A 12378-nucleotide genomic window follows, 5' to 3' on the forward strand; every position below is an offset into this window, starting at 1 on the left:
CTTATCAGGCGCATCGGGAAATATCCAGAAGCCGGGCAAGAGAAAAGCCGGCCCATTTGCAATCCGCTCCGGCCCACTTACATAGGGCTCAACAGGGCCGGCATGCGGCCCGGCAGACAGGTGTTTTATGACAACAATCATTACAGTTCGAAAAGGCGGCAAGGTGGTGATGGCGGGCGACGGCCAAGTGAGCCTCGGCCAGACCGTCATGAAGGGCAATGCCCGCAAGGTGCGCCGCATCGGCAAGGGCGAAGTCATCGCCGGTTTTGCCGGCGCCACCGCCGATGCCTTCACCTTGCTCGAAAGGCTCGAAAAGAAGCTGGAGCAATATCCTGGTCAGCTGATGCGCGCCGCCGTCGAGCTCGCCAAGGACTGGCGCACCGACAAATACCTGCGCAATCTCGAAGCCATGATGCTCGTCGCCGACAAGTCGATCACGCTGGCGATCACCGGCAATGGTGACGTTCTGGAGCCGGAGCATGGCACGACGGCGATCGGTTCCGGCGGCAATTTTGCCCTCGCGGCCGCCCTCGCACTCATGGATACCGACAAATCAGCCGAGGAGATCGCCCGCCGCGCCCTCGATATCGCCGCCGACATCTGCGTCTACACGAACCACAACGTCGTGGTGGAATCGCTGGATGCCGAAGGCTGAACCCTATGCCTTCCGGCCGCTTGCCGCGGTTGACCTGCTGCTCCTCGCCAAATGGCTGGAAAGCCGGCATGTCAGGCGCTGGTGGAGCGATCCGGCCAAGGCGCTGGCTTCGATGGAAAAGCATATCGATGCGGTCTCCGTCTCGTGTTTCATCGTCACGCTGAATGGAAAGGACTTCGCCTTTATCCAGGCGGCCGATCTCGACGACGAGGACGATGAAGCGCTCGCCGGTCAGCCGAAGGGCACCTACGGCATCGACCAGTTCATCGGCATCGAGGAACTCGCGGGCAAGGGTCATGGACCGGCCTTTGTGATAGGGTTCTGCGATATGCTCTTTGCAAAGGGCGCGCAGCGGATCCTGGTCGATCCGCATCCTGACAATGCATTCGCAATCAGAGCCTATACCAAGGCGGGCTTTCAAGGACTTGGCGAAACAACGACGAAATACGGCCGGGCGCTGTTGATGGCCCTGGACCGCCAGGAGAATGATACACAATGACCACTTTTTCCCCCCGCGAGATTGTTTCCGAGCTCGATCGCTACATCATTGGCCAGCATGATGCCAAGCGCGCCGTTGCGATTGCGCTGCGCAATCGCTGGCGCCGCCAGCAGCTCGATCCGAGCCTGCGCGACGAGGTCATGCCGAAGAACATCCTGATGATTGGCCCGACCGGCGTCGGCAAGACGGAAATCTCCCGCCGCCTGGCAAAACTCGCCGGTGCGCCCTTCATCAAAGTGGAAGCCACCAAATTCACCGAAGTCGGCTATGTCGGCCGCGATGTCGAGCAGATCATCCGTGACCTGGTCGAGGTCGGCATCGGCCTGGTGCGCGAGAAGAAGCGGGCCGAGGTGCAGGCCAAGGCGCATGTGAGCGCCGAGGAGCGTGTTCTCGATGCGCTGGTCGGCACCACGGCATCGCCTGCCACGCGCGAAAACTTCCGAAAGAAGCTCCGGGACGGCGAGCTCGACGACAAGGAAATCGATATCGAGGTCGCCGATGCCGGTTCCGGCATGGGTGGCTTCGAAATTCCCGGCATGCCGGGCGCCAATATCGGCGTGCTGAACCTGTCGGAAATGTTCGGCAAGGCGATGGGCGGCCGCACCAAGAAGGTCCGCACCACAGTCAAGGCCTCCTATGGCGACTTGATCCTCGACGAATCCGACAAGCTGATCGACAACGAAGTGATCCAGCGCGAAGCCGTTCGCTCCACCGAGAATGACGGTATCGTCTTCCTCGACGAAATCGACAAGATCGCCGCCCGCGACGGTGGCATGGGCGCCGGGGTTTCACGCGAAGGCGTCCAGCGCGACCTCTTGCCGCTCGTCGAAGGCACGACGGTTTCGACCAAATACGGGCCGGTCAAGACGGACCATATCCTGTTCATCGCCTCCGGCGCCTTCCATGTCTCCAAGCCCTCGGATCTTCTGCCGGAACTGCAGGGCCGCCTGCCGATCCGTGTCGAATTGCGTGCGCTGAACAAGGATGATTTCCGCCGGATTCTGACCGAGACGGAAGCGAGCCTCATCCGCCAGTATCGCGCTCTGATGGAGACGGAAAGCCTGAGCCTCGAATTCACCGACGACGCGATCGACGCGCTTGCCGATGTCGCCGTGCACTTGAACTCCTCCGTCGAAAACATCGGCGCACGCCGTCTGCAGACGGTCATGGAGCGAGTGCTCGACGAAATTTCCTACAACGCACCGGATCGGGGCGGGACGGCCGTAACGATCGATGCCGCCTATGTGCGCGAACATGTCGGAGATCTCGCGCAGAATACCGATCTCTCGCGCTTCATTCTGTGATATCGGTGCACCGCTTCATGTCTTTCCCGGCATGAATGACGGATTGTAACGAACGCGACTCTCGACAACGGGCCTTTTACTTTCTAGTGAAGGCCCGTTTTGTTTTCGCTCGGCTTTATTCGGCCAAGATTCTGGTCCAGGCAGCCGCATCACAAACAGGACGATGGAACGGACGGGATAACGGATCGTGCGACGCCTTTTAACAAGCCTTATGATTGCCGTCGCCCTGCTGAATTCGGCGCCTGCCTTCGCAATGCAGACGGTGCCGGCCGGCAATCGTCACGCCGAGCAGCCCGATATTCCGGGCGCTTCCATCAGGCGCACCAAGGGCACCAAGAGCAGCTTCGATCTGAAATACGAAAAGGTTCATGAGCTTCTGGCGACCGATCGCGAGCTGATGAGCAAGATCCGCAAGATCTCCAGCGCCTACGGCATCAATCCCATTCATGTCGTCGGCGCGATCGTCGGCGAACACACCTATAATGTCGACGCCTACGACCGGCTGCAGGCCTATTATGTCAAGGCTGCCTCCTACGCCGGAGAAAGCTTCCGCTTCGCCTATGACGGCGAAAACGTCGACGAATTCGTGGCGCGGCCGCAATTTGCCGAATGCAAGGGCAAGAGCGATTCCTACACGCTCTGGTCCTGCCGCGAAGATGTCTGGGAAACCGATTTCCGCGGCAAGACGGTGGGTGGTACGAGCTTTCCCAACAACCGCTTCAGCGCAGTCTTCTTCCAGCCCTTCTATGCCGGTCAAACCTTCGGCCTCGGCCAGGTCAATCCGCTGACGGCGCTGATGCTCTCCGATCTCGTGTCCCGAGTGTCCGGCTATCCGAAGCTGAACGAGAAGAATGCCGGCGCCGTCTACAAGGCCATCATGGATCCCGATATCTCGCTCGCCTTCGTCGCGGCCTCGATCCGCAGGTCGATCGACGATTACAAGGAGATCGCCGGCATGGATATCTCGGGCAATCCCGGCCTGACGGCAACGCTTTATAATGTGGGCAATTCGCGCCAGCGCGCCGCAGCCCTTGCTGCGAAGAACCGCGGCGCCGGTACGACCATCTGGCCGGAAGAGAATTATTACGGCTGGCTGATCAACGACAAGCTGGACGAACTTAAGGGCCTGCTCTAGCTTCAAGCTTGCCGGGAAGGCCTAGATCTTCCCCGAAAGGCTTTTACGATGGACATGCGTCCGGACCCCTTCGTCCCGCCAGCACCGCTGCCGCGTACCGTGCCGCCGAGCCGGCTGGAAATCATTCGCATCATCCTGCGCAATCCGCTCGAGCTATGGGGCGAGCCGTCCTATACGCTGCCCTGGATCCGCACCAATTTCTTCGGCCAAAGGACGCTGATCGTCAATGATCCCGGCCTGATCAAGCACGTGCTTGTTGATAATGCCAATAATTACCGCATGTCGGATGTGCGCCAGCTCGTCCTGCGTCCGATCCTCCGCGACGGCCTTCTGACCGCCGAAGGTCCCGTCTGGAAAAGATCGCGCAAGGCGGTGGCGCCTATTTTCACGCCCCGCCATGCCCAAGGCTTCGCCGGGCAGATGCTGCGCCAGTCCGAAGACTATGCCCGCAAATATGAGGGCTCCGGCGAGGCAGGCGCAATTTTCGATATCAGCACCGATATGACCGAGCTGACCTTCGCGATTCTGGCTGACACATTGTTCTCCGGCGAAATCGTCACATCGAGCGGCCATTTCGCCGACGACGTCAATGAACTCCTGCATCGCATGGGCCGCGTCGATCCGATGGATCTGATGCGCGCACCCTCCTGGGTTCCACGTGTGACACGCATCGGCGGTCAGAAAGTGCTGGAGAAGTTCCGAGCCATCGTGCGCAACACGATGGATATGCGGCTTGCAAAGATGAAGGCAGACCGCAGCAGCGCGCCCGAGGATTTCCTGACCCTGCTCCTGGAGCAGGCCGGCCCGGACGGGCTGACCAAGGAAGAGATCGAAGACAATATCCTGACCTTCATCGGCGCGGGACATGAGACCACAGCCCGGGCATTGGCCTGGACGCTGTATTGCGTATCGAACAGCCCGCATATCCGCGAGGCGATGGAAGAAGAAATCGACGCGGTGCTCGCCACTGGGGCCAAACCTGTGGAATGGCTGGATATGATGCCGCAGACGCGCGCCGCCTTCGAAGAGGCTTTACGCCTCTATCCGCCGGCGCCATCGATCAATCGCGCCGCTATATCGGATGATTCCTGGACAAGCCCCAAGGGCGAGCGGGTCGAGCTTGAGGCCGGTGTCACGGTGCTCGTCATGCCCTGGACGCTGCATCGCCACGAACTTCACTGGGACAGGCCGCGCGCCTATATGCCCGAACGCTTCCTGCCGGAAAATCGCGGCTCTATCGGCCGCTTTCAGTTCCTGCCTTTCGGCGCTGGCCCGCGTGTCTGCATCGGCGCAACCTTTGCACTTCAGGAGGCAGTGATCGCGCTTGCTGTCCTGATGCATCGTTATCGCTTCGATTCCACCGATCAGACCAACCCCTGGCCGGTGCAGAAGCTGACGACGCAGCCACAGAACGGATTGCCGATGCGCGTGACCCCGCGCATAATTTCCACGAAGGCATAAATCTTTCGAATTATTGCAGAATTGACTATGAATGAAAGCCGGGCAAAGTGGCAGCATTCAAAAGTCGTTGCCAGGGAGAATGTCGCATGAGCCGCGTTGATAAGAACGGTCTTGCCATCGAAACCGTCCTTCATGATTTCCTCGTCAAGGAGGTGCTGCCGGGCCTGGCGGTCGATGCGGACAAGTTCTTTGCCGATTTTTCGGCTGTAGTCCACGATCTCGCCCCGAAGAATCGTGCGCTGCTGGCAAAACGCGATGAGCTGCAAGTAAAGATCGACGACTGGTACCGCCGGCACGGCGCCCCGGCCGATATGGACGATTACCAGTCCTTCCTCCGCGACATCGGCTATCTCCTGCCGGAAGGATCGGACTTCCAGGTCTCGACCGAAAATGTCGATCCGGAGATCGCATCGATCGCCGGCCCGCAGCTCGTCGTTCCCGTCATGAATGCTCGCTATGCCCTGAATGCCGCCAATGCCCGCTGGGGTTCGCTCTATGATGCGCTCTACGGCACGGACGCCATTCCCGAGAGCGACGGCGCCGAAAAAGGCAAGGGCTACAATCCGAAACGCGGCGAGAAGGTCATCGCCTGGGTGCGCGATTTCCTCGATACATCAGCGCCGCTGCAGGACTGCCGGTGGAAGGACGTTGGCGGCTTCGCCGTCAGGGATGGAGCGCTCTCTGTCAGATCGATCGATGGCGAGCAGGCCATGCTGACGGATGGCAAGCATTTTGCCGGCTATCGCGGAGATCCCGCCGCCCCGACGCATATTCTCCTGAAGAACAACGGCATTCACATCGAAATCGTCATCGATGCGACGACGACGATCGGAAACGCCGATCCGGCCGATATTTCCGATGTCTGGCTGGAATCGGCAATTACGACGATCATGGACTGCGAGGATTCGATTGCCGCTGTCGATGCTGAGGACAAGGTCGTGGTCTATCGCAACTGGCTCGGTCTGATGAAGGGCGACCTGCAGGAAGAGGTGGCAAAAGGCGGAACGAGCTTCATCCGCAGGCTCAACCCGGATCTGCAATATGCCGGCCCGGATGGGGCCGCCTTCGAGGTGCACCGCCGCTCGCTGATGCTGGTGCGCAATGTCGGCCACCTCATGACCAACCCGGCGATCCTCGACCGCGACGGCAACGAAGTGCCTGAGGGCATCATGGATGCTGTTATCACCGGCCTGATCGCGCTTTACGATATTGGTCCCTCCGGCCGGCGGAAGAATTCCCGCACCGGCTCCATGTATGTGGTCAAACCGAAGATGCATGGGCCGGAAGAGGTGGCCTTCGCCGTCGAAATCTTCTCGCGGGTCGAAGATGCGCTTGGCCTGCCGCGCAATGCCATCAAGATGGGCATCATGGACGAGGAGCGCCGCACGACCGTCAACCTCAAGGAATGCATCCGTGCCGCCCGTGAGCGCGTCGTCTTCATCAATACCGGCTTCCTCGATCGCACCGGCGACGAGATCCACACGTCGATGGAAGCCGGCCCAATGATTCGTAAGGGCGACATGCGCCAGGCGGCGTGGATTTCCGCCTATGAAAACTGGAACGTCGACATCGGCCTCGAATGCGGCCTTGCCGGCCACGCCCAGATCGGCAAGGGCATGTGGGCGATGCCGGATCTGATGGCGGCGATGCTCGAACAGAAGATCACCCACCCGAAGGCCGGCGCCAACACCGCCTGGGTGCCGTCGCCGACGGCCGCAACCCTGCATGCCACCCATTACCACCGCGTCAATGTCGCCCGTGTCCAGCAGGGGCTGAAGGATCGCGCTCGCGCCAAGCTCTCCGACATTCTCTCCGTGCCGGTTGCGGTGCGGCCGAACTGGACGCCGGAGGAAATCCAGCGCGAACTCGACAACAATGCTCAAGGCATCCTCGGCTACGTCGTGCGCTGGGTTGATCAGGGCGTCGGCTGCTCGAAGGTGCCCGACATCAACAATGTCGGCCTGATGGAAGATCGCGCGACGCTGCGCATTTCGGCCCAGCATATGGCGAACTGGTTGCATCACAAGGTCGTCACCGAAGCTCAGATCGTCGAGACGATGAAACGCATGGCCGCCGTCGTCGACGGTCAGAATGCGTCGGATACCGCCTATCAGGCGATGGCCGACAATTTCGACGACTCGATCGCCTTCCAGGCTGCCCTCGATCTCGTCCTCAAGGGTAGGGAACAGCCGAACGGCTACACCGAGCCGGTGCTTCACCGCCGCCGCCGCGAGCTCAAGGCGAAACAGGCCGCGTGACGCTTGCCGGAGAATGCGAAAAGGCCGCCGGAACGACAGTCCGGCGGCCTTTTTTATACCGAATTCGGCAATTAGCTTATTGAATGACGACGACCTTGGACGTGCCCTTGCCGGGACGAACGCGGCTGTAGAGATCGATGACGTCCTGGTTCATCAGGCGAATGCAGCCCGAGGAAGCGGCGGTGCCGATGGAGGCCCATTCCGGCGTGCCGTGCAGGCGGAAGAGCGTGTCTTTACCGTCCTCGTTGAAGAGATACATGGCGCGCGCGCCGAGCGGATTGGTCAGCCCCGGACCCATGCCGTCCTCGACGTACTTGGCGAGATCAGGACGGCGGACGGCCATTTCCTTCGGCGGGTGCCAGTTCGGCCATTCCTGCTTCCAGGCGACGTAGGCGGTGCCGGCCCATGCGAAGCCCTGCTTGCCGACGCCGATGCCGTAGCGCATCGCCTTGCCGTTGGCCAGGATGTAATAGAGGAAGCGCTCGCGCGTGTTGACGATGATCGTACCGGGGCGCTCGGTGGTCTGGTAGCTGACGACCTGACGGCGGAACTGCGGCTTGACCCTGTCGATCGGGATCGCCGGCAGGGAGTATCCGGCATCCTTCGTCACGCCGTAGGCGTCATTGAAGATCTGTGCTGTCTGTACCGTCGGGCCTGCGCCCTTGTCGTCGACGGATGCGCTGTCTGATGTCGTAGAGCAACCGGCCAGAGCGAGCGTCGCCAGCAGGCCAAATACAGGGAATGCATTGCAGATGCGCATGGATGACTCTTGAAGTTTTGGGGCAAGGAGAACGGTCTTTCGACCATCGTTGATTATGGTTTATTTTCGATTAACTTGCGCTTTGCAAGGCTACTGCAGCGCGACAAATCCGTCTGCCGCGCAAATTAGAAGCGCATGGTTTTTTTGCAACAACACGCCAGCCCCTCTGATGGTTATCCATGACGATTTTGAGCGTTTACAATAACAATCCGTTAATCGATGGCCGGCAATCGGACAGGGCCATGATGGTGCGGCGTGGAACGCAGATATTGCTGCATGAAATGCGCCACGCCGTGCTGCCCGAACTGCCGCTGGCCAGCGGCCGCCGCGCCGATCTGATCACTCTTTCGGAAAAAGGCGAGGTCTGGATCATCGAAATCAAGACCTCGATCGAGGATTTCAGGGTGGATCGCAAATGGCCGGAATACAGGCTGCATTGCGACCGCCTGTTCTTTGCGACTCACCAGGATGTGCCGCTGGAGATCTTTCCCGAGGAATGCGGACTGTTCCTGTCGGATGGTTATGGCGCCCATATGATTCGCGAGGCGCCGGAACACCGCATGGCGCCGGCCACGCGCAAATCCGTCACGCTCAACTTCTCGCGTGCTGCCGCGCAAAGGCTGATGATGGCCGAATGGGCGAACGGAAAACCGTTCACTGTGGACGACGTCTAATTATAAGCGCGCGAGGTGCGCGTCTATTTCGGCGCGCGTTTGGCAAGGATACGCTGCAGCGTCCGCCGGTGCATATTGAGCCGGCGCGCCGTTTCGGAAACATTGCGCTCGCACATTTCATAGACTCGCTGGATGTGCTCCCAGCGCACCCGGTCGGCCGACATCGGATTTTCGGGAAGCTCAGCCTTTTCACCCGGCCGCTGTGTCAGCGCCGAAAACACATCGTCGGCATCCGCAGGTTTTGCAAGATAATCGACGGCGCCGAGCTTCACGGCCGTGACCGCCGTTGCGATATTGCCGTAGCCGGTCAGCACGATGATCCTGGTGTCGTCGCGCCGCTGGCGGATCGCCTCGATGACGTCGAGCCCATTGCCGTCGCCGAGCCGAAGGTCGACCACCGCATATTTCGGCGGCCTGCCTCTCGATTTCGCAACGCCCTCCGCTACTGATTCGGCCGTCTCCACTTGGAAGCCGCGCGTCTCCATCGCCCGTGCCAGGCGGCGCAGGAACGGCCCGTCGTCATCGACGATCAGCAGGCTGGCGTCGGGACCGATATGATCCTCGTCCGACGCGGTGAAATTGTCATGATTCTGTTCTGTCATCGTCTCGGCCCCGGCGGTTGAACGCCCGATCTGCGTCAACCGCTATATCCTGTTTATGCCGACAAAGTCATTTTGTCGAATTTGCGTCGATCAGCATGCGTGGCCATTCGATTCGGATGCGCGCGCCCGCACTTTCCGGATCGCGGTTCTCGAAAATCAGCGATGCGCCGGAGCGCTCCAGCAGCGTCTTGGCGATGAACAGCCCGAGCCCGAGGCCGCCGGCCGTATCCTCTTTCTGCCGCTTCGTCACATAGGGCTCGCCGATCCGCGTCAGAATGTCAGGCGCATAACCGTTGCCATCGTCCTCGATGACGATCAGGACTTTGTCGTGATCGTGCTCGACAGTCACGATCACTTTCTCCCGCGCATAATCGACGGCGTTTTCGATCAGGTTGCCGAGCCCGTACATGATGCCGGCATTGCGGTCGGTGACCGGCTCACCCTTGCGCGGGCTCTTTTCGATGAGCTCGAGAGCGATACCGAATTCTCGGTGCGGGGCGACGATCTCCTCGATCATCGACGAAAGCGGCAGCCGGCGCATATGTGCCTCGCCTTCGGAGGAAAGCGTCGTCAGCCGCCGCAGGATGTCGCGGCAGCGTTCGCTCTGGCTGCGCAACAGCATGACGTCCTCGCGGAAACGATCGTCATCCTTGAGTTCCCGCTCCATTTCCTTGGCGACGACGCTGATCGTCGCAAGCGGCGTACCGAGCTCATGGGCGGCCGCGGCCGCCAGCCCATCGAGTTGCGACAGATGTTTTTCCCGCTGCAGCACCAGTTCGGTCGCAGCCAGCGCATCGGCAAGCTGGCTCGCTTCCATCGAGACCCGATAGGCATAGAAGGCGGCGAATGCCATGGTCGAGGCGATCGAGCACCAGACACCGAACTGCATGACGTTGTGGACATTGATTTCGACCCCGTCGAACCAGGGCAGCGGGAAGGGCGAAAAGGCAAGCACCGTGATGCAGACCATCGCAAAGCCGATCAGCGCGGTGCTGTAGCGGATCGGCTGCGAGGCAAAGGAAATGATAACGGGCACGCAGACGAGCGCTGCGAAAGGATTGGCAAGGCCGCCGGTGATGAACAGCAGCGCGCAGAGCTGCAAAAGGTCGAAGCCGAGCAGGGCAAAGGCGGCTGGCGGTTCCAGCCGATGCGTCGGTGGATAGCGGATCGTCAGGTAAAAATTCACCCAGGCAAGGGCGGCGATCAGCGAAGAGCTGGCAATCAGCGGCAGGGGAAAGTTCAGCCAGAAGGCAACGATGAAAACCGTCAGCGCCTGTCCGCCGACGGCAAGCCAGCGCAGCCGCACCAATGTCTGCAGGCGCAGCCTGCGGCTGTTGTGCCTGTCCTCCAGCGTATAGCCTTCCGTGTTGTCGATCATGCCAGGCTTGTCGATCATGCCGAGGGCTCCTTGAACGGCCCTCATGTACCACGCGGTTTTGCCCGTGTCGTCGGCAACGCATCCTCCGGCCGCTCCGGCCAGGGATGCCGGGGATAGCGCCCGCGCATATCAGCACGCACATCCCTCCACGAGCCGGCCCAGAAGCCCGGCAGGTCGCGTGTCGTCTGGATCGGCCGGTGCGCCGGCGAGGTGAGCTCGAGCAGCAGCGGCAGGCGGCCACCGGCAATGGCAGGATGCTGCCTCAGTCCAAACAGCTCCTGTACGCGGATCGTCAGCACCGGCTCCTCGCCCTCATACTGGATCGGATGCCTTTGGCCGGTCGGCGCTTCGAAATGGGTTGGCGCAAGCCGGCTAAGGTCGCGTTGCAGCTCATGCGGCACCAGAGACATCAGCCCGTTCGAAAGCCCGGCTGCGGAAATCTCGGAAAGGCCGCGGGCCTCGGTCTGAAAGGGTGCGAACCACTCGTCCAACCGGGAAAGCAGGGCATCATCGCCGACATCGGGCCAGGGCTCGCCGATCGTCCGGTGAAGGAATCCAATCCGCTCGCGAAGCTGCATGGCCTCCTTCGAAAAGGCAAGCTGATCGAGCCCGAGTTCGCGTACCCCGTCCACCAGCGCCTGGGTGACTGCTGCCCCGGACGGGCGCGGCAAAGGCGTCTCTTCGAAGACAATCGCACCGAGCCGGGTTGCCCGCCGCGCCCGGATTTGTCGGCTCTGCCGGTCGAAGAATATCTGGTCGCCGGTTTTGATCTCACCGGGCAACTCAGCTTCGATGTCGCCGCGCGTCACCTCTGCTGCCGCCAGAACCCGCGCCTGCGCCGCCCGTCCGGTCAGGTCGGCAATCACCAACATCTGGCTGCCGGCCAGCCTCTCGGTTTCCGGCAGCTCCGCTCCGCGGCCGTTCGCCATCACGAATCGACCGCGCCCGCCACGCTGAAGCGCGATTCGATCCGGGAACGCATGCAGCAGCAGTTGGCCGGCAAGCGCCGGCGCCGCTGAGGCAACGTTGTCGAGGCCGCTCGCCAGCCGTCCCGCCAGCCGCCGCGAGGCCTGCGCTCTCTCGGCCCGCTCGGCCTTGAAGCGTCGCAGCCGCTCCTCGATATCGACACTCGTTCCGCCAAGCCCCTGTTCGGTGAGAAGCACGGCGATCATCGCCGCATCCCGAGCGTGTCCCACTTCTCCCGCCGAGACGACCATAGCGGCAAGCCGCGGCGGCAAGGCGAGATCGCGCATCACCTTGCCGCGGGCTGTCAGCGCTCCGTCCTTGTCGAGGGCGCCGAGCTGGCCAAGCAGAACCCGCGCCTCCTTCAGCGTCGTTTCCGGTGGTTGATCGACGAAGGCAAGCGATGCCGGATCTTGAACGCCCCAATGCGCGAGGTCGAGCACCAGCCCCGAGAGATCGCTGGAAAGGATCTGCGGCGGTGTGAAGGCCGGCAATGCCGCCGTCTGTCCCTGGTGCCACAGCCTGACGGCGATGCCCGGCTCCGTTCGTCCGGCGCGGCCCGCCCGCTGATCGGCGGAAGCCCGCGACACGCGCACCGTCTCCAGCCGTGTGATCCCGGTCGACGCCTCGAACACCGGCAGACGCTGCAGCCCGCTGTCGATCACGATCCTGACGCCATCGATGGTGAT

Annotated in this window: 11 protein-coding genes (1 of these 11 cut by a window edge); 7 read left to right on the top strand and 4 right to left on the bottom strand. The window is 61.5% G+C overall.

From position 1 onward, the window contains the following. Positions 1-127 precede the first annotated feature (127 nt). The 6 genes from hslV to AC245Y_RS22245 all read left to right on the top strand — a co-directional run bounded on the left by hslV (position 128) and on the right by AC245Y_RS22245 (position 7312). Positions 128-655 (top strand): ATP-dependent protease subunit HslV, encoded by a 528-nt coding sequence (hslV, locus tag AC245Y_RS22220; RefSeq protein ID WP_012759582.1) that lies wholly within the window; start codon positions 128-130, stop codon positions 653-655. Further along, positions 642-1154 carry a GNAT family N-acetyltransferase gene (locus AC245Y_RS22225; protein ID WP_017995610.1) on the top strand — a complete coding sequence of 171 codons (513 nt, stop codon included), beginning with the start codon at positions 642-644 and terminating at the stop codon, positions 1152-1154. The genes hslV and AC245Y_RS22225 overlap by 14 nt, the downstream gene beginning before the upstream one ends. Further along, on the top strand, positions 1151-2458 hold the full coding sequence (gene hslU, locus AC245Y_RS22230; RefSeq protein WP_017995611.1) for an ATP-dependent protease ATPase subunit HslU: 1308 nt from the start codon (positions 1151-1153) through the stop codon (positions 2456-2458). The genes AC245Y_RS22225 and hslU overlap by 4 nt, the downstream gene beginning before the upstream one ends. Before the next feature lie 187 nt (positions 2459-2645). Next, positions 2646-3593 (top strand): DUF1402 family protein, encoded by a 948-nt coding sequence (locus AC245Y_RS22235; protein ID WP_017995612.1) that lies wholly within the window; start codon positions 2646-2648, stop codon positions 3591-3593. A gap of 48 nt (positions 3594-3641) precedes the next feature. Next, a complete protein-coding gene (locus AC245Y_RS22240) occupies positions 3642-5054 on the top strand; it encodes a cytochrome P450 (protein ID WP_017995613.1) in 1413 nt (470 codons plus the stop codon). 86 nt (positions 5055-5140) lie between these two features. Then, positions 5141-7312 (top strand): malate synthase G, encoded by a 2172-nt coding sequence (locus tag AC245Y_RS22245; RefSeq protein ID WP_017995614.1) that lies wholly within the window; start codon positions 5141-5143, stop codon positions 7310-7312. Between the two features lie 76 nt (positions 7313-7388). On the opposite strand, the gene AC245Y_RS22250 is transcribed toward AC245Y_RS22245, so the two are convergent. Continuing rightward, positions 7389-8072 (bottom strand): L,D-transpeptidase, encoded by a 684-nt coding sequence (locus tag AC245Y_RS22250; RefSeq protein ID WP_012759588.1) that lies wholly within the window; start codon positions 8070-8072, stop codon positions 7389-7391. Between the two features lie 179 nt (positions 8073-8251). On the opposite strand from AC245Y_RS22250, the gene AC245Y_RS22255 reads away from it, so the two are divergent. Next, positions 8252-8746 carry an MmcB family DNA repair protein gene (locus AC245Y_RS22255; RefSeq protein WP_012759589.1) on the top strand — a complete coding sequence of 165 codons (495 nt, stop codon included), beginning with the start codon at positions 8252-8254 and terminating at the stop codon, positions 8744-8746. Positions 8747-8769: 23 nt separating this feature from the next. On the opposite strand, the gene AC245Y_RS22260 is transcribed toward AC245Y_RS22255, so the two are convergent. The 3 genes from AC245Y_RS22260 to hrpB form a co-directional block, all read right to left on the bottom strand. Then, on the bottom strand, positions 8770-9348 hold the full coding sequence (locus AC245Y_RS22260) for an ActR/PrrA/RegA family redox response regulator transcription factor (protein WP_012759590.1): 579 nt from the start codon (positions 9346-9348) through the stop codon (positions 8770-8772). 67 nt (positions 9349-9415) lie between these two features. Next, the gene (locus AC245Y_RS22265; protein ID WP_012759591.1) at positions 9416-10744 is read right to left on the bottom strand and encodes an ActS/PrrB/RegB family redox-sensitive histidine kinase; all 1329 of its coding nucleotides are present in this window, start codon (positions 10742-10744) and stop codon (positions 9416-9418) included. A gap of 23 nt (positions 10745-10767) precedes the next feature. After that, a protein-coding gene (gene hrpB, locus AC245Y_RS22270; RefSeq protein WP_017995617.1) for an ATP-dependent helicase HrpB crosses the window boundary here: on the bottom strand, positions 10768-12378 show its 3' portion. It continues 855 nt past the right edge of the window; only the last 1611 of its 2466 coding nucleotides appear in the window; the start codon falls outside the window, past its right edge; the stop codon is at positions 10768-10770.

The organism is Rhizobium sp. SRDI943, assembly GCF_057653695.1.